Origin of the sequence: Microlunatus speluncae (assembly GCF_009299835.1) — a bacterium.
In the GTDB taxonomy this organism is placed as follows: domain Bacteria; phylum Actinomycetota; class Actinomycetes; order Propionibacteriales; family Propionibacteriaceae; genus Microlunatus; species Microlunatus speluncae.
This window is the reverse complement of the sequence record NZ_VKCZ01000014.1, coordinates 102,181-123,808: the sequence shown is the minus strand read 5'-3', so window position 1 is coordinate 123,808 and position 21,628 is coordinate 102,181. Positions and strand designations below refer to the sequence as shown.

Below are 21,628 nucleotides of genomic sequence, written 5' to 3'. Positions count from 1 at the left end.
CCGGGAGTGGGATCGGTCACGTCCCGGCACGATTGCCGGAATCGGGCCGTTGTCCAACCCCGTGGGGGAATCAGAACAGCGGCCGAAGCTCGACATCTCACCGATCCAGGTGATCGGCGGTGGCCTGGCGGCCGCGACGGCTGCGGCGATCGGCTCGAAACTCGGCAGCGCGGGAACGATCATCGGGGCGGCACTGATCAGCGTGATCGCCGCCATCGCGGGAGCCCTGTACACGCACACGATGCGGCGCACCAGGCACGCGGCCCGGGCCGCGCTGGACCGGCGTTCCGGCCGTCCGGCGGCGGCCTCCTGGGCCGAGGCGGAGACCGCTCCGCTCCCCCGCATTTCCGAGGACGACCCGGCGCCGACAAGCCAACCGAATCCGCCGGCGAAGGAGTTGCCGCCGCCGGCCGAGCGGCGCCGGTTCCCGATCAGGTCCGTCGCCATCGGCACCCTGGCCGCCTTCGCGATCGCGGCGGTGCTGGTGGTCGGGCTCGAGTTCGCGTCCGGCACCTCGCTGGCCGGCACGAAGGGCGGCACGACGGTCGGTGATGTCACCCAAGGCGGCGGGACCAAGACCCGCGACGACGGCGACGATCCGGGGCGTGGAGCGTCAGATCCGGATTCCGAAGAGCCGTCGCAGCAGCCCTCCGAGCAGCCATCGGACGAGCCGTCCGAGCTGCCCAGCGAGGAGACCACCGAGGAACCCTCCGAGCAGCCGACCGAACAACCATCCGAAGAGCCGACCGAGGATCCCGGTCAGCAGTCCGACGAGCCGACCGACGACCCAACTGAGCAGCCATCCGAACAGCCGCGTGACGACCAGAGCGAAGAACCCTCCGATCAGCCGTCCGACGAACCCACCGAGGAACCGAGTCAGAGCCCACACAGTGACTCCCCTCCCTCGGATCAGTAGGCCGACGCCGGCCCGATGGGACTCAGGCTACGTCGTCCCCGGTGAAGCTTCGGGTCAGAACAGAGCGGCCATCAGGTTGCGGCGGGCTTTCTGGACCCGGGGATCGGCGTTGCCGAGGGTCTCGAACAAGTCCAGCAGCCGGAGCCGTACCTGATCACGCTCGTCACCGGCCCGCCGCTTGATCTGCTCGATCAACCGGGCGAACGCCTCGTCGGCCTGACCCGCCACCAGCTCCACATCGGCGGCGTCCAGCTGCACCTGCAGCTCCGCGTCGGGCGCGGCCGCCGCAGCCAGTACGACCTCGGGCGTCACGTTGGCCGACCGGGCCAGCAGCCCGGCCTGGGCCTTGCCGGCCTTGGCTTCGGCATCGGCCGGGTTGGCGGCGAGCAGCTTGTCGAACTCGGCTTCGGCAGCGGCGAAATCGCCCCGCTCCAGGGCCGCGTCGGCCTCGGCGAAGCGCGGATCGGGTTCGGCCTCGGCGTCCTCGTCCACCGGTCCGCCCCCGACCGGTTCGGCCCGGCCGACGATGCCGTTCGCCACCGCCGCCTTGACCAGTTGATCAAGGGCGGCCTTGACCTGGTCGGCCGGGAGTACGCCCTGGAACAGTGGCACCAGCTGGCCGCCGACCACGCCGACCACCGTCGGCACGGCCTGCAGCCCGAGCTGGCTCGCGATCTGCGGGGCCGCGTCGACGTTGAGCCGGGCGACGAGATATTTGCCGCCGGCCTCCGCGGCCGCCGCGGCCAGCGTGTCGGACAGTTGCTGACCGGTTGACACCCGCGGCGAATAGAACTCGACCACGACCGGATGCTGCACCGAGGGACGGATGACGTCCGCCTCGAAGGTCTGCTCGGACACTTCGACGACATAGCTGCCACCGGCCGCGCCGCCGGGGCGGGGGGCACCGCCGGACGCGCGCTGCTTGGCCTGCTCGGCCAGCTGCGACAGGTCGACCGCTCCCCGGGGATTGAAGCTCGACGAACTCATGACCCACATCCTGTCAAAGCCCACGCCCATCCGCCCCACCGGTCTCGCCGACTTGTACCGGCTGGGCGGTAGTGGCCGGGAGTTCGGTGACCGAGTAGCCCCTCGCACCATCCCTTCACCGTCTTCGGCCAGATCCCGCCCCGCCGGTACAAGTCAGTGAGAATGGGGCGCATGGCGCATCCCCGAGCCGGGCAACCGGCACGTCCCGAGGACCTGATCGACGTCGACGCCGTGATCGGTGCCTATTACGATCTCCGCCCCGATCCGGACGATCCCGGTCAGCAGGTCGTCTTCGGCACCTCGGGGCATCGCGGCTCCAGCCTCGACACCGCGTTCAACGAGGCCCACATCGCCGCGACCACGCAGGCGATCGTCGAATACCGGGCGGCGCAGGGAGTGACCGGGCCGCTCTATCTGGGCAAGGACACGCATGCGCTGTCGCTGCCGGCCTGGCAGACGGCGATCGAGGTGCTGATCGCGGGCGGGGTCGCGGTCCGCTGCGAGGGCACCGACGAATACACCCCGACCCCGGCCGTGTCCCGGGCGATCGTCGTCCACAACCGCGCCGCGACCGCCGGCCAGGCCGACGGCATCGTCGTCACCCCGTCGCACAACCCGCCGCGTGACGGCGGCTTCAAATACAACCCGCCGCACGGCGGCCCGGCCGACTCCGACGCCACCGGCGCGATCGCGGCCCGGGCCAACGAGTTGCTCCGCGATCCGGCGCAGATCCGGCGGACGCCGTTCGCTCAGGCGTACGGACAGGTGGAGCGGTTCGACTACCTGCGCCGCTACTGCGACGACCTGGCGAACGCGCTCAACCTGCCGGCAGTCCGGGAGGCCGGGCTGCGGCTGGGCGCGGACCCGCTGGGCGGCGCCAGCGTCGGCTACTGGGGCTACCTCGCCGAGCACCTGGGCCTGGACCTGACCGTGATCAATCCCGAGGTCGATCCGCGCTGGTCGTTCATGACCCTGGACACCGACGGCAAGATCAGGATGGACTGCTCCTCGCCCGACGCGATGGCGTCCTTGATCACGAACAAGGATGCGTACGCGATCTCCACCGGCAACGACGCCGACGCCGACCGGCACGGCATCGTCACCCCCGACGGCGGACTGATGAACCCGAACGCCTACCTGGCCGTGGCGATCTCCTATCTGTACGGGCACCGGCCGCAGTGGGACCCGACGGCGGCCGTGGGCAAGACCCTGGTTTCCTCTTCCATGATCGACAAGGTCGCGGCGTCACTGGGCCGGAAGCTGCTCGAGGTGCCGGTCGGGTTCAAGTGGTTCGTCGACGGGCTGCGCTCGGGCGGGATCGGCTTCGGCGGTGAGGAATCCGCCGGAGCTTCCTTCCTGGCGCTGGACGGCAGCACCTGGACCACTGACAAGGACGGCATCCTGCTCGCCCTGCTGGCCGGCGAGATCACCGCGGTGACCGGCCGCTCCCCCAGCCAGCTGTACGGCGAGCTGACCGCGGAGCACGGCACGCCGGCGTACGCCCGGATCGATGCGCCGGCCGACCGGGAGCAGAAGGCGAAGCTGGCCAAGCTCGACGCCGCGGCGGTCACCGCGCAGGAACTGGCCGGCGAACCGATCACCGCGATCCTCACCTCGGCTCCCGGCAACGACGCGCCGATCGGCGGTCTCAAGGTGATCACCGAATCAGCCTGGTTCGCGGCCCGACCGTCCGGCACCGAGGACGTCTACAAGATCTACGCGGAGTCCTTCCGCGGTCAAGATCATCTCGCCCAGGTGCAGGCCGCCGCCCGCGACGTCGTCTCAGCCGCCCTCGGCTGACCCGGTGTTCCCTGAGCTTGTCATTGGGCAAGCCAGGCGGAGCGCTGTCTCGGTTCGGATCGCGGGACCTGTGCGTCAGTGGACCCGGAACGGCAGGATTCGCCCGCCCCGGGTCGGCCGGGCAAGTCTGCTCGGTGCTCGCCGAGGATTAACGACGCGCCAAGGACGGGCGGGTTGCGGCGCTTCTTGGGAGCTTCCGGCCGGGCGCCGGTTGGGCTGCGGTTGGGATCACCGACTGTGACGTTTCCCGGCTCGATCGGCACGGAATGGGCGGGAAACAGTCACAGTCGATGCCTAGCCGGCGACTTTCGCCGCCCGTACACCGGCGCCCGGCCACAAACCCGACGGACCGCATGACCCGCCCGTCCTTGGCGCGTCTTTGCGGCCGTCAGGCCGAAACCGAAAGGGCACCCATCTGGCCTGCCCTTCGACAAGCTCAGGGAACGAACAAGCGGCAGGCTCAGGGACCGAACACCCTCACCGGCAGTCGGACCGCGCCGGCCCGGCCGCCCGGCCCGAACAGGAGTCACGGCACCACGGCTCCATGATCAACGGTGGCTCAGGGTGCGAAGGTTCAAAAACCGTGGGAGTGCAGGACCGGATCGATCGGGCGGTGCTCGGCCAGGGCGTCGGTGACCTCCTCCAGTGCGCCGACGAGGCGGGCGCCGGCCAGGTCGAGGGTCCGGCCGGTGAGGTCGGCGTAGCAGTCGGCGATCAGGCCGGCCAGGTCCGCGCGGTCGCCGAGCAGGTAGCGCAGGTCACTGGCCGGATTGCCGTACTCGACGCAGGAGAAGTCCCAGACGCCGGCGACGACGCCGGTCGGTTGATCAAGGACCAGGTTGCCGAAGTGGAAGTCGCCGTGCAGCACGACCGGCCGCGGCTCCGGAGCCGAAAGTTCCGTTTCCTGATAGGCGGTCAGCAGGGCTCGCAGTGAACTCCGGGTCGGCTCCGGCAGGGACGGCAGGAGTTCCTCGATCTCGCTCACGATCGCCCGCGGATTCTGTGTCGTGATCCCGAGCTCGGCGCGTTCCGTCTCGTCGAATCGATCATGCATGGCGACCAGGAAGGCCGCCAGCGACCCGGCCGTCGCTCGGCGTACGTCCTCCGGCGCGCTCCGCAGCGCGGCGGAGTCGGCGGTCGCGCCCTCGATCGTCCGGTACGCGGCGAAGGGAGTCAGCCGCCCGGTCCAGGCGACCTCCGGCGTCGGCGCCGGCAGCGTCCCGGCCAGCCGTTCCAAGATCATCAACTCGCGCTCGAAGGCGGCCTGCCCCATCCGAGGAAAGCGATAGATCCAACCTTCGGCGGTCTTGATCACCGCGTTCTCCCAGCCGACGAGGAGTTCGGCGCCGTCCAGGTCGACCGGCCGCCCCTCGGCCAGGACCAGCGAGGCCAGCTCGGTCAGGGTGCGGGTCTCGGTCAGCGGCGACGGCATGGGCGTCACGGTAACGGTCGGGCATCACTAGGATGCGACGAGTGACCGGCCCCCGCATCGCCTACCAGGGTGAGCCGGGTGCGAACTCGCACCTGGTCTGCAAGCAGCACTACTCCGAGTCGGAGGCTGTCCCCTGCGCCTCGTTCGAGGACGTCTTCGCGATCGTCGAGAGCGGTGAGGTCGAGCTCGCGATGATTCCGATCGACAACTCGATCGCCGGCCGGGTCGCCGACATCCACCACTTCCTGCCGGATTCGCGGCTGCACATCATCGCCGAGCACTTCCTCCGGATCCGGTTTCACCTGATGGCCGTCCCGGGATCCACCCTCGAAACGATCACGACCGCGCACAGCCACGTGCACGCGCTCGGTCAGTGCCGCAAGATCATCCGCCGGCTCGGGCTGCGGCCGATCATCTCCGGCGACACCGCGGGCGCGGCCCGTGAGGTCGCGGAGGCCGCGGACCCCACCCAGGCCGCCATCTCGCCGCCACTCGCAGCCGAGATCTACGGGCTGGAGATCCTGGCCGAGGACGTCGAGGACGAGGACCACAACACCACCCGCTTCGTGGTGCTGTCCCGGGACTTCGTCAAGGCGCCGGCCGGCGCCGGCCCGGTCGTCACCTCCTTCATCTTCAACGTCCGCAACCTGCCCGCCGCGCTCTACAAGGCCCTCGGCGGGTTCGCGACGAACGGCGTGAACATGACGAAGCTGGAGAGCTACATGCTCGACGGCTCGTTCACCGGCGCCACCCAGTTCCTCGCCGAGGTCGACGGCCACCCGGACGACATCGGGGTCAAGCGCGCGCTGGAGGAGTTGGCCTTCTTCTCCACCGACGTGAAGATGCTCGGCGTCTTTCCCGCCGACCCCGCCCGATTCTGATCGTCCGACCCCGCGAGCCCCGGGGTCGCTGTTACGGTCGGCGGCATGGGGCGCGCCAGTCGCGACAGTGACCATGGTTGATCAGCGGAGCCCGGACCTGCGGCCCGACGCTGATCCCTGGTCCCCGGCGCGCCAGGATCCCGACCTGGACCGGCTGGCCGAGCTCGCCGCGTGCCTGGCCGGCGACGAGGCGAGCAACCTGCTGGCCCGGACCCGGCCCGGGGCCGGCGAGGACTACCCCGAGCTCCGGGATCGGCTGGTCCGGGCGGCGCTGCGGACCGAGACCTACCCGGTGATCGTCGGCGACGTGGATCCCGGGCCGCCGATCGTCACCTGGCTGCGGCGGCTGCCGGTCGCCGACCGGGTGCTGTTGACGTTGCGGTTCCGCGAGCGGCTCGCGCCGGCCGAGCTGGCGCGAATCCTGGACCAGAGCCGAGCGAGCATCACGGCACGGTTGGACGCCCTGCTCGCCGACGTTCCCGAACCGGTCGAGGGGTACGTCAGCTACGCCCTCGACCGGCTGGCCGCGACGGCGCCGGATCCGGCCACCATCCGGCGTGCTGGCACCGCTCGGGCAGGCCGGATCGCCCGACGCCGCCGCGGCACGGCCGGACTGGTCGGAGTGGCGCTGGTGTTCGTGATCATCGCGGCACTGACCTCCACCTTGCTCACCCCCGCTCGGCCCCAGCTCGGCGGCTGGCACCTCGGACACCGGGTCGACCCGCCGACCGGGTGGACCGTCGGCCAGATCGCCGTGTCCCGCTGGGACGAGTCGACCTGGCTCCGTCGAGGTACGGAGGAATGTCGGGTCACCATCCAGGGCTCGAGCGACTTCGGCGGGTCCCCGGTCCGCGGCGAGGGCCCCGCTTCCGATCGTGCGGTCCAAGTCGGCACCGAAACCGGCTGGCTCAGCCAGGACTCAAACCTGTACTGGGATCACGGTGACCTCCTGGCCAGCGTCACCTGTGGCCCGCCGGGCGATGCCGGCCGCCTGTTCGCGATCGCCGAGTCGATCCGATTCGAGAGCCGGCCGCTGCGGATCCCGGTCGGCCTACCGGAGCCGCCGCTCGGCGTCCAGGAGCCGATGATCAGCCTGATGCCGGACGGCTCGACCTGGATCACCGCCCGTCGGATCCTCTTTGCGGTGGCGTTCACCGTGCCACTGAGGTCCGCGTCCGGTGCCGCCTGCCCTCGGTCCGGTCCGACCTTCCGGTCGGTGCCGGATGCCGACGCGGAGCAGCCCGAGCTGCCGGTCGATCGCTGGTACGGCGGGCCACCGACGGGCAGCATCTGCGTCGAGCTGACCTGGCTCGGCGAGCCGGACCCGGCCCGGCGCACGCTGGTCAACCAGCAGGTCGCCGAGTTGATGCAGCACCTCGTGGTGGCCCCGGACCCGGACGATCCGGCGACCTGGTTCGACGCCAACGCGGCTCTCCCGCCCCGGCAGCCAAGATGAACTGTCGGTAAACGATTCGGCCCAGTTACACGTACGGTTCGACAAATCCCGGTGTCAACCCGCACGATGATCTCGTGCCCGTTGAGGTCTGGATCATCCTGGCGGTCGTCGTAGTCACGGCCTTGGCATTCGATTTCACCAACGGATTTCACGACACCGGAAACGCGATGGCGACCACCATTGCCACCGGGGCGCTCAGCCCCAAGGTGGCGGTCGCGACCTCGGCGGTGCTGAATCTGGTCGGCGCGTTCCTCTCCATCGAGGTCGCCCTGACGGTCACCAACAAGGTGGTGAACATCCAGGGCAGCGACGGCAGTCCGGTCGCCGGACTGATGGGGATACCGATCCTCACCCTGGTCCTCGCCGGCCTGATCGGCGGCATCCTGTGGAATCTCGCGACCTGGCTGTTCGGCCTGCCATCCTCCTCGTCGCACGCCCTGTTCGGCGGCCTGATCGGTGCGGCGATCGCCGCGCTGGGCCTGGGCGGCGTGAAGTGGAGCGGCGTGCTGGTCTCGGTGATGATCCCCGCGATCGCGGCGCCGCTGGTCGCCGGCCTGATCGCCGTGGTCGGCACCAAGGTGATCTTCCGGATCGTCGCCAAGCTGCCCGAGGAGCGACGCGACGCCGGCTTCCGCTGGGGCCAGGTCGGCTCGGCCGGGCTGGTCTCGCTGGCCCACGGCACCAACGACGCGCAGAAGACGATGGGCGTGATCACGCTGGCGTTGATCGCCGCGGGCGTCTGGACCGATCTGCACGCCATCCCGCTGTGGGTCAAGATCGCCTGCGCGGTGGCGATCGCCGCCGGCACCTACATCGGCGGCTGGCGGGTGATCCGCACCCTCGGCAAGGGGCTGGTCGAGATCGTTCCGCCGCAGGGCATGGCGGCCCAGTCGGCGGCGGCGGCGATCATCCTCTCCTCCAGCCACCTCGGGATGGCCCTGTCCACGACGCACGTGGCCACCGGCGCGATCCTGGGCAGCGGCATCGGCCGTGAGGGGGCGACGGTGCGTTGGCGGACCGCCGGCCGGATGGCCATCGCCTGGCTGATCACGCTGCCGGCCGCCGCCCTGATCGGCGCGCTCTGCTGGTTCCTGGCCCACGCCATCGGCGGTGTGTTCGGGGTCGCGGTCGTGTTCGTGATCCTGGTCGTCGCCTCCACCCTGATGTATCTGCGCTCCCGCCGCCGCCCGGTCGATCATGAGAACGTCAACGACGTCTGGACCGATGTGCCGCCGAGCGACGAGGGCGAATCCGTACCGACGAAGTTGGCTGCCTGATGGACGTGCTCACCTCCGCCGCCCAGGCCCTGTGGCAGGTCGTCGTCGTCGGCCTGGTGCTCGGCGCGGGACTGCCCGCCCTGTTCGCCCTCGGGCTCCGGTTCCTGTACGCCCGCCCGGCCGGCGTCACCGTCGACCAGCCGACCCCGGCCGCCCGGGTCGCCGCGATCGCCTGCTTCGCGGTGGTCTCGGTGGCGACCCTGTTCGGCATCGTGGTGATCATCTTCGGCGAGAAGCTGTTCGGCTGACCGTGATCTTGGGCAGCGACGGGGTACGGATCGGGCACTGGACCGACCCGACCGCGCGGACCGGGTGCACGGTGTTGATCTTTCCCGAGGGCACCGTGGCCTCGGCCGAGGTCCGCGGCGGCGCCCCGGCCTCCCGGGAGCTGGACCTGCTCGCTCCGGAACGCACCGTGGCCCGGATCGACGCCGCGGTGCTCACCGGCGGCTCCGCCTTCGGATTGGCCAGTGCCGACGGGGTGATGCGCTTCTGTGCCGAGCAGGGGCTCGGGGTGCCCACCCCGGCCGGCGCGGTGCCGATCGTGCCCACCCTCGCGCTCTACGACCTGATGGTCGGCGACCCTAGCGTCCGGCCGGGCGCCGCGGAGGGCTACCGGGCCGCGGCGACCGCCGCCGCTGACGGACCGACCCACGGGCTGATCGGGGCCGGGACGGGCGCGACGGTCGGCAAGATCACGGGTACGGCCGAGCCGGGCGGCCTGCGATCGGCCACCCTGACCGACGGCGACCTGGTGGTCACCGCGGTCTGCGCGGTGAACGCCTTCGGCTCCATCGACACCGACGGATCGGTGCTGGCCGCCACCCTGGATCGGGCCGGCGCCGCGATCCGCGCCGCGGCGAGCTTCCTCGAGCAGCAGAACACCACGATCGGCGTGGTGATCACCAACGCCCGGCTGGACAAGGTCGGCTGCCTGCTGACGGCCCAGGGCGCCCACGACGGCCTGGCCAGGGCGATCGCCCCGCCGCACACGTCCGGCGACGGCGACGCCTTCATCGCCGCCGCCACCGGCGAGGTCGACGTCCCCGTCGACCTGGTCCGCCTGCTCGCCACCGCCGCCGTGGAACAGGCCATCCGCCACCCCTGAATCCCCCACTTGTCAGAACTGAGTTGTGCCATAGGGCAACACAGTTCTGACAAGTCGGCGTTGTGGTGTGGACAACTTGCGCAGCCGGCTGCCGATCCGACCGTCCAACGTCGCGGTCACGTCATCCGGACCTCACGCCAGCTTGACGTACTGACAGGTGCCACCGACCCGCGCCTGCTCAGGAGTCAACGTGCCCGATCACCACTCCGCCCCCATCCCCCGCTCCTTCCCGTCCGTGCGGCCGCTGAGCCGTCGCGGACTGCTCGGCCTCGGCGGTGCCACCGCCGTCGCCGCCAGCACCCTCGGCTGGACCAGCACCGCCGCGGCCCGGCCGCTACCCCGCGATCCGTTCACCCTCGGCGTCGCCTCCGGCGAACCGACCGCCGACGGGGTCGTCCTGTGGACCCGGCTGGCGATCGAGCCGACCGCACCGGACGGCCGGGGCGGCCTGTCGTCGCGCCCGATCGAGGTCGGCTGGGAGATCGCCCGCGACCCGTCCTTCACCAAGATCGAACAGCGCGGCCGGGCCTTCGCCCGAGCCGCCCAGGCGCACAGCGTGCACGTCGAGCTCCGCGGGCTCGAGCCGAGCCGCGAATACTGGTATCGCTTCCGCGCCGAGCGCTACGTGAGCATGACCGGCCGCACGAAGACCGCGCCGCATCCCCGGCAACAGAACCGGGAGATGAGCTTCGCCTTCGTCTCCTGCCAGAACCTGCCGGCCGGTTTCTTCAACCCGTACGAGCATCTGGCGGCCGAGCAGCTCGACCTGGTCGCGCACCTCGGCGACTACATCTACGAGGGAGCCGGCCCCTCGGAACTGCCCGGCCGGTCGCACCTGCCGGCGGCGGAGATCTTCAGCCTGGCCGACTACCGGGTCCGGCATGCCCAGTACAAGACCGACCCGCTGCTGCAGGCCGCCCACGCCAGCGCGCCCTGGGTCGCGGTCCCCGATGATCATGAAGTCGAGAACAACTACGCCGACGCGATCAGCCAGCTCGACACCGAACCGGATCAGGATCCGGCGATCTTCCTGGCCCGGCGGGCCGCGGCCTACCAGGCGTACTGGGAGCATCTGCCGTTCCGCCGCAGCTCAGCGCCGAGCGGCCCGGACATGCAGCTCTACCGGCGGTTGCCGTACGGCACCTTGATCGACTTCAACCTGATCGACACCCGGCAGTACCGGGCCGATCAGGTCGAGCCCTGCCCGGGCGACTGCGACGCCCGCTGGGATCCCGACCGCACCATCCTCGGTGATCAACAGGAGGCCTGGCTGGTCAACGGGCTGTCCCGGACGCCGGCGACCTGGAAGATCATCGGCAACCAGTCGGTCACCTTCGACGCCGACGGCACCGCGGGTGACGGCGAGTCGTACGCGACGGACAACTGGATGGGCTACGCCGGCGCTCGGCAACGCTTCTACGACAAGGTCGCCGAGCGCGACGTGAAGAACCTGGTGGTGATCACCGGCGATGCCCATCGCAGCGCGGCGGCCGACCTGAAGCTCGACTTCAAGGACGAGCGCTCGGCGACGGTCGGCACCGAGTTCCTCGGCACGTCCATCACCTCCGGCGGCAACGGCACCGACCTCGACAATCGGGCCAGGATCTGGATGGCCGAGAACCCGCACATCAAGTTCGGCAACGTGCAGCGCGGCTACCAGCGGGTCCGGGTCAGCCGGGAGCAGCTGACGGTCGACTACCGCGTCGTCCCCCAGGTGACCACCCTGGGCGCCCCGATTTCGACCCGGGCCAGCATCACCGTCGAGGCCGGCCACCCCGGCATCGTGGACATCGATTCCCCCACTCAGAAGTCCCAGTTGCTGAGGCAGAAGGGGTGACCGGCGGGGTCGAACAGGACCCGGAAGACGGTCGGCTGGGGTTGGTGATTCGCGAGTCGGGCGCCGGCCAGGACGGCGGCGGTCATGGCGCCGTCCAGGTCGGGGGTGCTCAGGTCGACGTGGCACTGCTGCGGCGTCTCCGGATCCGGCCAGGTCGGCGCACGATAGGCCGGGTCGCGCTGGAAGCCCAGGGTGAACGCGCCGACCCGCAGATGGGTCGAGACGTGGTCGGCGTACACGATCTCACCGCCCGTCAGCCGCTGATAGAACCGGGCCAGCCCATCCGGATCAGGGCAGTCCAAGGTGACACCCCATAACCCCGCCACCGCCATCACGGCCCCCTTCACCGACTTGTCAGAACTGAGTTGCCCTATAGCACAACACAGTTCTGACAAGTCGGCTTCAGTTGAGCTGTTTGGTGGCCAGCAGCAGGCGGGCGAGGCCGGAGCGGGTGGCGGCGACCGCGACCCGGTCGCCGGACCGCAGCGGCGGGTTGGCCGGGGTCCAGGTCCAGTCCCCACCGACCGGCGCGTACGCCAGCACGATGCAGGCGCCGGGCTCGGTGAGGGTGCCGAGCCGCCGTCCGGGGGCGGCCGAGCCGGGCCGTACGGTCACCTCGGTGAACAGCAGCACCCGGCGGCCGACCGGGAAGATCACCTCGCTGCGCCGGCCCAGGGCGGCCGCGGCGAAGGCCGGACCGGCCAGCATCGACACGCTGCGGGTCGGTCGCAGCCCGAGCCGGCGCTCGATCCGGTCGGCCAGCTCGTGGTCGTACAGCCGGAGCACGACCCGGACGTCCTCGTTGGCCTCGCGCGCCACCAGACCGATCTCCAGGTTGGCGGCGTCGTCGTCGGTCAGCGCGAGCACCGCGTCGGCGCGGGAGATGCCGGCCGCCTGCTGGGCGGCGGAGTCGGTCGCCGGCGCGATGATCACCGGGATCTTGGCCTGCCGGGCCCAGAGCACGCCGGGCGTCCCGTCGGTGCGCTCGATCGCCACCACGGCGACGCCGCGGTCCCGCAGCCGGCTGGCGACCGAGGTGCCGATCCGGCCCAGTCCACAGACCACCACGTGATGCCGCGGCCGGCCGCGGACCCCGCCGGTGAGCACGGCCAGTCGCGAGCTGAGCAGGGCGTCGACGATCACCGCGGTGATGCCGGCGGACAGCACCAGCCCGAAGATCTGGATGATCACGGCGCCGAACCGGAAGCCCATGCTCAGGTCGTCGGCCTCGAGCCCGGTGTCGGTGGAGGCGGTCAGCGCCCGGTAGAGCGCGGTCACCCAGTCCGACCCGGCCAGCCGGAAATAGAGGGTGGACAGGACGATCAAGATCACCAGACCGAGCAGGACGATCCGGATCCGCCGATCGAAGACGTACGCCAGCGCCCCGACCATGCCGGAGCGATGGGCCTGCCGGTCCTCGCCGATCAGTTCGGTGCCGAGCACGATGTCCCCGGTGCCGGGCAGCACGGCGTCGATGCCGAACAGCGCCGTGTCGCCGAGCACTGCGAGCTCCGTACCGCCGACGTCGGTGCGCGGCCCGGCGACCACCCGCCGGCCGCCCACCTCGAAGGTCTGCACCGACGCGGAGGCGAGCGCGGCGGCGACGAAGGTCGGCGCGGCCAGCTCGGCCGACGACAGCACCACGTGCTCGCCGAACAGCGGCCCCAGCCGAGATCCGAGCTGCGGGTTGGTCAGCTCGATCACCAGCCGGACGGCCGGGTTGAGCTCCTCGATGGCCAGCGCGACCCGGATCGCGAACACGTCGTCGTCGCCGACCACGACCGCAGCCTTGGCCCGCAGGATCCCCGCCCGCCGCAGCTCGGCCGGCCGGACCTGCTGGCTCGCCATCACCTCCGCCCCGATCAGCTCGAGGTCGGCGACCACGCCCGGATCGGCGGCACCGTGGATGATCACGATCACCCGCTCGCCGGTCCGCTCCAACTCCTCGGCCAACCGGATCGTGGTGCTGCTGGAGCCGATGATCACCACGTGATCTTCGGCCGTCCCCGAGGCCTGCGTCGGATCGATCGAGTCAGCGGGGGTCGTCATGCTCGCCGAAGGTGGTCCGGCCGCGCAGCCGGTTGGCGAGCTCGTCGTCGATCCCGTCGGCGACGTCGGACATGATCCGCACCGCCTGCCGCAGATGAGAGGGGACGAAGGGCCGGGCCGGGATCGACATGCTGACGAAGACGCGATCCCGGATCAGCTGGAACTTCACCCAGCGGGCCTCGCTGTTGAGGTCGTTCAGCACCTCCGAGGCGCGGGACCGGCCGTCGACCTCGTGCACCACCGTGGAGAAGACGATGATCTCGCGGCCGTCGGCGGCGCTGCGCAGGAAGACCATCGTCGAGCCGACCCGGATCGCCACGTCACCCTCGGAGTCGCGGATCGGCGGATGCCCGAGCAGGTCGGTCAGCTCGGCGTCGATCAGCTCGTCCAGGTGCTCCTTGCTGCCGGGCAGCAGCGCGACCACGGACTCGGGCAGGTCGGCGGTGTCGGCGCCGGTCGGCCGCGGTTGCAGCACCTCGGCCAGCTGACTCGGCGCCAGGAAGACCGGATGCAGCACCCCGTAGACGTCTCGCAGCGCGCCGACCGCGAGCCGGCTGATGTCGTCCGACTCCTCCTGCGACCGGGTGGTCCAGAAGTTGCTCGACCCGTCCGGCTCGGCCGTCGGCGACTCCCAGCCCAGGTCCTCCATCAGCTTCAGCTGGTCGGCCGAGAGCTGGAACTTCTCCCCCAGGTTGGCGTTGCTGGCCGCCTCGGACCGGATCTGCCGCCGCTCCTCGGACTCGGCCGACGCGGAATTGAAGCTGACGAACGGCGCCGGCCCGCCGGAATCGGCCACCGTCCCGATGGTCAGATCACCGGACTCGTCGATCATCGAGACCACCTCGGCGAGCCGGTCGGTGAACTCGGCCCACGCCTGGGCCGTGCTTCGATCGATATCGAAGTCCTCGTAATCCGGCATTCACCCCACCTCCACACGCGAACCTATCCCAGCGGCTCCGTCGGTTCACGGCACGGGGCGGGGCGTCCCAGCATCGGGCCGGTGCCAGTGCTGGTCATCGGCCGGTCAGCGCGGTCACCACGCGGGAATTCGGTTGCCGTCCCATCCGCTGCCCCAGCCATCGGCTGACCTCGGCCAGCGCCGGCAGGTCGACCCCGGTCTCGATCCCCAGCCCCCGCAGCAGCCAGACCAGATCCTCGGTGGCCAGGTTGCCGGTCGCGGACTTCGCGAACGGGCAGCCGCCGAGCCCGCCGGCGGAGGCGTCGAACTCGGTGATCCCCTCGATCAGCCCGGCGATCACGTTGGCCAGCGCCTGCCCGTACGTGTCGTGGAAGTGCAGCGCGATCCGGTCCCGGGTCACCCCGGTCCGGTCCACCGCCGCCAGCAGCGCGCCGACCTGGCCGGCGGTGCCGACGCCGATCGTGTCGCCCAGGCTGAACCGCTGCACCCCCAGCCCGGCCAGCCGGCCGACCACCTCGGCGACCGCCGCCGGTGCCACCGCGCCTTGCCACGGGTCGCCGAAACACATCGAGACGTAGCCGCGGACTCCCAGCCCGGCGGCCAGCGCCCGGGCCACCACCGGCTCGGCCAGCCGGATCGCGCCGTCGAGGTCGGTGCCGAGGTTCTCCCGGGCGAACCGCTCGGTGGCGCTGACGAACACCGCGATCTCCCGCGCCCCGGCGGCCAGCGCGCGGTCCAGGCCGCGTTCGTTCGGCACCAGCACCGGATGCCGGGCCGCGGCCAGGTCGAGCCCGGCCAACACCTCGGCGGCGTCGGCCAGCTGCGGCACCCGGCTCGGCGCGACGAAGCTGGTCGCCTCGACCGTCTTCAGCCCGCAGTCGACCAGCCGCCGGACGAACTCGATCTTGGTCGCGGTGTCGACGATCGCCGCCTCGGCCTGCAGCCCGTCCCGCGGCCCGACCTCGTACACGCTGACCCGCTCCGGCAGCCCCGCCATCCGATACACCGCAGGAAACCCGTCCATTTCCGCGACCCTACCGCCGAGTTGTCAGAACTGAGTTGTGCCAGGGGGCTACTCAGTTCTGACAAGTCGGTGGGGGGTCAGCTGAGGAGGGCGGCGAGGGCCGCGATGACCGGGATCGAGCCGAGGGTGGAGAGGAAGATCGTGTCCCGGGCCAGGACGATGCCGCGGTCGAACCGGACGGCATGGGTGAACACGTTCTGCGCCGTCGGCAGGGCCGCGATCACGGTCACAGCCAGGACGCCGAGCGGATCCAGGCCGAGGACGAAGCGGGCCAGCAGGAACCCGATCAACGGCTGGACGATCAGCTTCAGGCCGACCAGGGTGCCGACCTGGACCGGCGGTTCACCCCGGCCCGGCAGTGGGCCGAGTCGCAGTGAGATGCCGTACGCCAGCAGCATGGCCGGCACCGCCATCCCGCCGACCAGATGCAGCGGGTCGTTGATCACCCGCGGCAGCTCGAAGCCGGTGATCGACAACAGCAGGCCGATCAGCGAGGCGATCATCAGCGGGTTGCGGAACGGCTGGCCGATCAGCCGGAGCAGCCGCCGACGCCGGGAGTGCCCGGGGTCCGGCGGCCGCGTGGTCAGGTCCATCACCGCGACGCCGATCGGTGCCAGCACGAGCAGCTGGACCATCAGCATCGGCGCGATCAGCGAGGCGTCGCCCAGCGCGTAGGCGGCGATCGGCAGCCCCAGGTTGCCGGCGTTGACGTAGACCGAGGAGAAGATCCCGATCATGGTCTCACTCGCCGTCCGGCGCCACACCACCCGGAGCAGCACCAACGCCAGCGCGGCGGTGATGATCACACAGCCGACCGACGCCAGCAGGTTGGCCGAGAACAGGGTGCCGACGTCGGTGCCGCCGAGCACCGTGATCATCAGCGCCGGGCTGGCGACGTAGAAGGCGATCCGGGACAGCAGCACCTGCCCGGACAGCTCGACGATCTTGAGGTGGGCCAGGCCGATGCCGACGGCGATGACCACGATGATCGTGACAAAGCCCTCGAGGACTCCCAGCACTTCTTCTCCTGACCCGGTGGGCTGTCGACTGCAACTGGCCGGGTCAAGTGTCCCTTACCGCACGACGTCGCTCGTCTTCGACTCCCGGAACAGGAGCCAGAAGCCGATCAGCACCACGGCGGCGATGGCGGCCGGGATCAGCCAGATCTGCAGCCAACTGTGCGACGCCTCGCCGGTCACGAAGGCATCCACGATCGGCCCGGAGATCAGCGAACCGATCAGCAGGCCGACGCCGTAGGTGGCCAGGGTGATCAGGCCCTGGGCGGAGGCGCGCAGGTTGGACCCGGCGAACTTGTCGGTGTAGACCTGACCGGCGACGAAGAAGAAGTCGTAGCAGACGCCGTGCAGCAGCAGCCCGATGATGATCATCCAGAACAGCGCGCCCTCGTCGCCGAAGCCGAAGAGCACGTAGCGCAGCGCCCAGGCGCCCATGCCGATCGCCAGCGTGATCTTGACCCCGAGCCGCTTCAGCAGGAACGGCATGATCAACAGGAAGGCGACCTCGCTCATCTGGCCGATCGTCTGCAGCCCGGCCGCGCCCTCGATCCCGATCTCGTTCAGATAGAGGTTGGTGAAGTTGTAGTAGAAGGCCAACGGGATGCAGATCGCGATCGAGGAGATGAAGAACACCAGGAAGGTCCGGTTCTTCAACAGGGCCAGGGCATCCAGGCCGAGGATGTCGCGCACGGTGCGGCGCTGACCCCGGCCCTCGGGCGGGGTGTCCGGCAGGGTGAAGCAGTAGACGCCGAGCACGACGCTGACGACGGCCGCCATCTTGAAGGTCCAGTCGAGCGTCTGGTTGCCCTCCCAGCCGAGCACGCCGATCAGCAGGCCGGCGATGATCCAGCCGAGCGTGCCGAACACCCGGACCGCGGGGAACTGGGTCTCCGGGCTCCGCATCTGCCGGAACGACACCGAGTTGGCCAGCGCCAGGGTCGGCATGAACAAGATCATGTAGATCAGGATGACGACGAAGAACGGCCCGAAGTCGGTGATCAACGAGGCGATGAAGAGCAGCACCCCGCCGAGGACGTGCAGCACGCCGAGGATCCGCTGCGCCGGGAAGAACTGGTCGGCGATCAGCCCGACGATGAACGGCGCGATCACCGCCCCCAACGACTGGGTCAGGAAGGCCAACGCGATCTCGCCGCCGGAGGCCCCCATCCGCTGGGTCAGGAACGTGCCCAACGTGACGAACCACGCACCCCAGACGAAGAACTCACCCAGCATCAACCCGGACAGCCGGACCCGGATCCCCATCGACAACCGGCCGGTCACCGTCCCGCCCGACTCGGCCGTGCCCTGCTCCACCCCGCCAGAATTCGACATGCCTCAGACCCCTTCCACCGCACCGTGTCGTTGAACCACAGGTGATCTTGTGACTTTTGGATCTCATCCTAAGGGTGCGGAACCCGGTTTCCCGCCGAGTTGTCAGAACCCAGTTGCGCTATAGGGCAACTGGGTTCTGACAACTCGGTTTGGAGGGAGCGCGGGAAGGCGCTACTTCTGCTGCAGGGCGTCCTGGAACTCCTGGCGCTGCTTGTCACCGGTCTCGCTGCGCCAGCGGTCGACCTGGGCATCCCAGTCCGAGGTCGACTTGCGGCCGACGACGATTTCCTTGATCAGATCGTTCATGGTCGTCGTGGCGGTCGCGCCGGAGGTGGCCGCGGCGTCGGAATACAGTCCGAGCACCGGGTTGGTGATTCCGCTGGGCAGGATCTCCTTCAGATACTCGTACTGCTGGCGGACGATCCCCTCGTTCTTCGGCGTGTACAGCACCGTGGCGCCCTGGCTGCCGACGTAGCCGATCCCCGGCACGACGTCGGTGTCGGTCGCGGGCAGCCGGACCGGATCGGAACCCTCGCGCTTGAAGTGCTTGCCTTCGATGCCGTACGCGAGCAAGAACTGCTCCTCGGTGCCGAACGGCGAGGCGAGGAAATCGCAGAACCGCAACAGCTCCTTGGTCCGCTCCTCGCTGCCCTTCTTGATCGACACGTAGGCGCCGTAGCCGGCGACGCCGAGGTGCTTGGCCGCCGGGCCGCCGCCGTCCCACTTCGGCAGGATGACCGCGCCGACGTTCCAGTCCGGATACTGCCGGACGAAGCCACCCCAGCCGGTGAAGGCCTGCAGGTAGATCGACGTCCGGCCGCTCTGCCACCAGGTGACGTTGCCCGAACCGACCGAGTTGGAGTCCGGATGCAGGTAGCTCTTCTTGTACATCTGAGCCACCTGATCGATCGCGGCCTTCATCACGTCGGTCTCGTAGGCGTGGGTGAGCTTGCCGCCGTCGTCCTGCCACTGGTTCGGGGCGCCCATCATCTCCAGCATCGCCGGCACCATCCAGCCGGCGGGGTCGGAGCCGATCGCGTACACCGAGTTGCGCGCGTCCGTGACCTGCTCGCACATGTCGAGGAAGTCCTGCCCGTCGCGCAGCTCCGGCGTCTCGGTGATGCCGGCCTTGGCGAACATGTCGCCGCGATAGGTCATGATCGTGCCGGCCGGCGGCCGCGGCTGCGCAATACCCCAGATCTTGCCGTTGACCTGACCGATCTTCCAGGTTTCGGTCGGGATCGCCGCCAGGCCTGGATATTCCTTGATCGCGTCACCGCTCAGGTACGGCGTGAGGTCCGTGAAGTACTTGTCCAGCACGCCGGGCAGCCCCGGCACGCCGACGATCTGGACCAGGTCGGGCACGTCGCCGCCGGCCAGGGTCACCTGGAGCTTCGCCTGGTAGTCGGCCGACAGCGTGCCGGTGACGTCGAAGGTGAAGCCGGAGGCCTCCTCGATCTTCTGCCACCAGACATTGCTGCTCTTCGGGGCGATGGTCGCGCCGGTCTGCAGCAGCGACGTGATCGGCCCGGACGCGCCCTGGACCGGGAACCCCTCGCGCTTCACCGGTTCGGCCGGATAGCTGAAGTAACCGGGCGGGACGCCGCCCGCCACCTCCGGCAGATCCGGCTTCACCACGAACGGAACCCTCGTCGGCAGCTCGCCGCTGCCGGCCTCGCGACTGGAGGGCTGCCCGGTCTGATCGGTGCAACCGGTCAGACCGGCCGCCACCGCCGCGGCAGTGAGCGACGTACCGAGAAGAAATCCGCGCCGATCCATTCCAGCTCCTTGTCGTCCTCTGTTGATCTTCGATTACTTCTGCTGCAGCGCGTCCTGGAACTCCTGGCGCTGTTGATCACCGGTCTCCTGGCGCCACCGGTCGACCTGGGCATCCCATTCCGACAACGGCTTGCGACCGATGATGATCTCCTTCTGCAGGTCGTTGACCGTCTTCAACGCCGACGCGCCGCTGGTCACCGCCGCCTCCGAGTAGAGGCCGAGCACCGGGTTGGTCACCCCCGTCGGCAGCACCTGCTTCAGGTAGTCGTACTGCTTCTGCACGATCGGCTTGTTGTTCGGCGTGTAGACCACCGCCGAACTCTGGGCACCGATGTAGGCCAGGCCGGGCGGAACGTCGGTCTGTGAGGCGGGCAGAGCCACCGGCTCGTTGCCGTCCCGTTCGAAGTGGGTGCCCTCGACGCCGAAGTTGACCAGGAACTGTTCCTCGGTGCCGAACGGCGACGCGATGAAGTCGCAGAACCGGAGCAGCTCCTTGATCCGTTCCTCGCTGCCCTTTTTGATCGCGATGTACGCGCCGTAGCCCGCGACGCTGAGGTGCTTGTCGGCCGAACCCCCGCCATCCCACTTGGGCAGCACCATCGCGTCCAGTTTCCAGTCCGGGCTCTGCTTGGCATAGCTGCCCCAGCCGGCGAACGACTGCAGGTAGATGGAGGTCCGGCCGCTCTGCCACCAGGTGTAGTTCTCCGCGCCGGCCGACGCCGAATCGGGATGCAGATACTGATTCTTGAACATCTGCGTCACCTGGTCGAGCGCGTCCTTCATCACCGGCAGCTCATAGACGTGGGTAAGCTTGCCGCCCTCGTCCTGCCACTGGTTCGGGGCGCCCATCATCTCCAGCATCGCCGGCATCATCCAGCCGGCCGGGTCGGCGCCCATCGCGAAGATCGAATTGTGCGCGTCGGTGACCTGCTTGCAGACGTCGAGGAAGTCCTGCCCGTCCCGCAGTTCCGGCGGCTCGGTGATGCCGAACTTGGCGAACAGATCACCGCGATAGCTGGCGATCGTGCCGGCCGGCGGCCGCGGCTGGGCGATGCCCCAGATCTTGCCGTTGACCTGGCCGATCTTCCAGGTCTCGGTCGGGATCGAGGCCAGCCCCGGGTACTCCTTGATCGCATCGCCGGCCAGATAGGGCGTGAGGTCGGCGAAGAACTTGTCCAGCACGCCGGGCAGGCCCGGAACGTTGACGATCTGGACCAGGTCGGGGACGTCGCCGCCGGCCAGGGTCACCTGGAGCTTCGGCTGATAGTCGGCCGACATCGCGCTGCTGATGTTGAAGCTGAAGCCCGACGCCTCCTCGAGCTGCTGCCACCACTTGTTGCTGCCCTTCGGGGTGACCGCGGCGTTGCCCTGCAGCAGCGCGGTGATCGGGCCCGACGCGCCCTGGTACGGGAAGCCGTCGCGTTTGACCGGTTTCGCCGGATAGGCGAAATACGCCGGCGGGACGCCACCGGCGACCTCGGGCAGATCCGGTTTCACCGAGGCGAACGGGACCCTGGTCGGAAGCTCGCCGCTGCCGGCCTCCTTGACGCTGGGCTGTCCGGCCTGGTCGGTGCACCCGGACAGTCCGACGGCCAGGGCCGCGGCGGTGAGCGATGTGCCGAAAAGGAATCCTCGTCGATTCATTTCAGCTCCTTTCTTGTTACACCGTCATCGAGCGCACGCTAATGCAACCGATTGCACCTAGCAAGAGGACGAAGCGGGTCATCTGTGAGGATAGGGGGCGGAGCGTAGATAAGACTAGACCCATTATCTAGTTAAGTGCGTCCAAATATTGTTACAGTGAAGCGACGAAGC

18 protein-coding genes are annotated in these 21,628 nt (G+C 69.7%); 8 read left to right on the top strand and 10 right to left on the bottom strand.

The window, feature by feature from the left end; all coding sequences use genetic code 11:
- Positions 1-49 precede the first annotated feature (49 nt).
- Positions 50-916, top strand: a complete 867-nt coding sequence (locus FNH24_RS32465; protein WP_152363488.1) for a hypothetical protein — start codon at positions 50-52, stop codon at positions 914-916.
- Between the two features lie 54 nt (positions 917-970).
- Here FNH24_RS32465 and FNH24_RS17395 read toward each other — a convergent pair whose 3' ends face one another.
- Positions 971-1,903: a tetratricopeptide repeat protein gene (locus tag FNH24_RS17395; RefSeq protein WP_152363487.1), complete on the bottom strand. Its 933-nt coding sequence runs from the start codon at positions 1,901-1,903 to the stop codon at positions 971-973.
- Between the two features lie 171 nt (positions 1,904-2,074).
- Between FNH24_RS17395 and pgm the strand changes: the two genes are divergently transcribed.
- Positions 2,075-3,703 carry a phosphoglucomutase (alpha-D-glucose-1,6-bisphosphate-dependent) gene (gene pgm, locus FNH24_RS17390; RefSeq protein ID WP_152363486.1) on the top strand — a complete coding sequence of 543 codons (1,629 nt, stop codon included), beginning with the start codon at positions 2,075-2,077 and terminating at the stop codon, positions 3,701-3,703.
- A gap of 574 nt (positions 3,704-4,277) precedes the next feature.
- Here pgm and FNH24_RS17385 read toward each other — a convergent pair.
- A complete protein-coding gene (locus FNH24_RS17385) occupies positions 4,278-5,135 on the bottom strand; it encodes a phosphotransferase (RefSeq protein WP_152363485.1) in 858 nt (285 codons plus the stop codon).
- Between the two features lie 41 nt (positions 5,136-5,176).
- Between FNH24_RS17385 and FNH24_RS17380 the strand changes: the two genes are divergently transcribed.
- The 6 genes from FNH24_RS17380 (at position 5,177) to FNH24_RS17360 (ending at position 11,694) form a co-directional block, all read left to right on the top strand.
- Positions 5,177-6,016 carry a prephenate dehydratase gene (locus FNH24_RS17380; protein WP_152363484.1) on the top strand — a complete coding sequence of 280 codons (840 nt, stop codon included), beginning with the start codon at positions 5,177-5,179 and terminating at the stop codon, positions 6,014-6,016.
- Positions 6,017-6,089: 73 nt separating this feature from the next.
- The gene (locus FNH24_RS17375; RefSeq protein ID WP_152363483.1) at positions 6,090-7,472 is read left to right on the top strand and encodes a helix-turn-helix domain-containing protein; all 1,383 of its coding nucleotides are present in this window, start codon (positions 6,090-6,092) and stop codon (positions 7,470-7,472) included.
- 74 nt (positions 7,473-7,546) lie between these two features.
- The gene (locus FNH24_RS17370; protein WP_152363482.1) at positions 7,547-8,749 is read left to right on the top strand and encodes an inorganic phosphate transporter; all 1,203 of its coding nucleotides are present in this window, start codon (positions 7,547-7,549) and stop codon (positions 8,747-8,749) included.
- Entirely contained in the window at positions 8,749-8,997 is a 249-nt protein-coding gene (locus FNH24_RS31990; protein WP_217428286.1) for a hypothetical protein, read from the top strand. The genes FNH24_RS17370 and FNH24_RS31990 overlap by 1 nt, the downstream gene beginning before the upstream one ends.
- 2 nt (positions 8,998-8,999) lie before the next feature.
- Complete coding sequence (locus tag FNH24_RS17365) at positions 9,000-9,857, top strand: P1 family peptidase (protein WP_217428285.1); 858 nt, start codon at positions 9,000-9,002, stop codon at positions 9,855-9,857.
- A 190-nt stretch (positions 9,858-10,047) separates the two neighbouring features.
- Positions 10,048-11,694, top strand: coding sequence for an alkaline phosphatase D family protein (locus FNH24_RS17360; protein WP_246186947.1), 1,647 nt, complete (start codon positions 10,048-10,050; stop codon positions 11,692-11,694).
- Here the strand turns inward: FNH24_RS17360 and FNH24_RS17355 are convergent.
- From FNH24_RS17355 to FNH24_RS17320, 8 genes are all read right to left on the bottom strand, one after another.
- Positions 11,661-12,026, bottom strand: a complete 366-nt coding sequence (locus FNH24_RS17355) for a VOC family protein (RefSeq protein WP_152363480.1) — start codon at positions 12,024-12,026, stop codon at positions 11,661-11,663. The genes FNH24_RS17360 and FNH24_RS17355 overlap by 34 nt on opposite strands.
- Before the next feature lie 70 nt (positions 12,027-12,096).
- Positions 12,097-13,743 carry an NAD-binding protein gene (locus FNH24_RS17350; protein WP_152363479.1) on the bottom strand — a complete coding sequence of 549 codons (1,647 nt, stop codon included), beginning with the start codon at positions 13,741-13,743 and terminating at the stop codon, positions 12,097-12,099.
- Entirely contained in the window at positions 13,727-14,662 is a 936-nt protein-coding gene (locus FNH24_RS17345; protein WP_152363478.1) for a T3SS (YopN, CesT) and YbjN peptide-binding chaperone 1, read from the bottom strand. Before FNH24_RS17345 ends, FNH24_RS17350 begins: the two co-directional genes overlap by 17 nt.
- Before the next feature lie 94 nt (positions 14,663-14,756).
- On the bottom strand, positions 14,757-15,686 hold the full coding sequence (locus FNH24_RS17340) for a hydroxymethylglutaryl-CoA lyase (RefSeq protein ID WP_152363477.1): 930 nt from the start codon (positions 15,684-15,686) through the stop codon (positions 14,757-14,759).
- Between the two features lie 77 nt (positions 15,687-15,763).
- The gene (locus tag FNH24_RS17335) at positions 15,764-16,705 is read right to left on the bottom strand and encodes an AEC family transporter (RefSeq protein ID WP_152363476.1); all 942 of its coding nucleotides are present in this window, start codon (positions 16,703-16,705) and stop codon (positions 15,764-15,766) included.
- 54 nt (positions 16,706-16,759) lie between these two features.
- Positions 16,760-18,034 (bottom strand): nucleoside permease, encoded by a 1,275-nt coding sequence (locus FNH24_RS17330; protein ID WP_217428284.1) that lies wholly within the window; start codon positions 18,032-18,034, stop codon positions 16,760-16,762.
- 171 nt (positions 18,035-18,205) lie between these two features.
- Positions 18,206-19,813, bottom strand: coding sequence for an extracellular solute-binding protein (locus tag FNH24_RS17325; RefSeq protein WP_152363475.1), 1,608 nt, complete (start codon positions 19,811-19,813; stop codon positions 18,206-18,208).
- A gap of 33 nt (positions 19,814-19,846) precedes the next feature.
- Positions 19,847-21,457 carry an extracellular solute-binding protein gene (locus FNH24_RS17320; protein WP_152363474.1) on the bottom strand — a complete coding sequence of 537 codons (1,611 nt, stop codon included), beginning with the start codon at positions 21,455-21,457 and terminating at the stop codon, positions 19,847-19,849.
- Between the last annotated feature and the right edge of the window lie 171 nt (positions 21,458-21,628).

What these genes read in the sequence shown, in the direction of transcription:
- FNH24_RS17395 (WP_152363487.1), bottom strand. Translation starts at nt 1,903, where the DNA reads ATGAGTTCGTCGAGCTTCAATCCCCGGGGAGCGGTCGACCTGTCGCAG.
- pgm (WP_152363486.1), top strand. Translation starts at nt 2,075, where the DNA reads ATGGCGCATCCCCGAGCCGGGCAACCGGCACGTCCCGAGGACCTGATC.
- FNH24_RS17385 (WP_152363485.1), bottom strand. Translation starts at nt 5,135, where the DNA reads ATGCCGTCGCCGCTGACCGAGACCCGCACCCTGACCGAGCTGGCCTCG.
- FNH24_RS17375 (WP_152363483.1), top strand. Translation starts at nt 6,090, where the DNA reads ATGGTTGATCAGCGGAGCCCGGACCTGCGGCCCGACGCTGATCCCTGG.
- FNH24_RS31990 (WP_217428286.1), top strand. Translation starts at nt 8,749, where the DNA reads ATGGACGTGCTCACCTCCGCCGCCCAGGCCCTGTGGCAGGTCGTCGTC.
- FNH24_RS17355 (WP_152363480.1), bottom strand. Translation starts at nt 12,026, where the DNA reads ATGGCGGTGGCGGGGTTATGGGGTGTCACCTTGGACTGCCCTGATCCG.
- FNH24_RS17350 (WP_152363479.1), bottom strand. Translation starts at nt 13,743, where the DNA reads ATGACGACCCCCGCTGACTCGATCGATCCGACGCAGGCCTCGGGGACG.
- FNH24_RS17345 (WP_152363478.1), bottom strand. Translation starts at nt 14,662, where the DNA reads ATGCCGGATTACGAGGACTTCGATATCGATCGAAGCACGGCCCAGGCG.
- FNH24_RS17340 (WP_152363477.1), bottom strand. Translation starts at nt 15,686, where the DNA reads ATGGACGGGTTTCCTGCGGTGTATCGGATGGCGGGGCTGCCGGAGCGG.
- FNH24_RS17330 (WP_217428284.1), bottom strand. Translation starts at nt 18,034, where the DNA reads ATGTCGAATTCTGGCGGGGTGGAGCAGGGCACGGCCGAGTCGGGCGGG.
- FNH24_RS17325 (WP_152363475.1), bottom strand. Translation starts at nt 19,813, where the DNA reads ATGGATCGGCGCGGATTTCTTCTCGGTACGTCGCTCACTGCCGCGGCG.
- FNH24_RS17320 (WP_152363474.1), bottom strand. Translation starts at nt 21,457, where the DNA reads ATGAATCGACGAGGATTCCTTTTCGGCACATCGCTCACCGCCGCGGCC.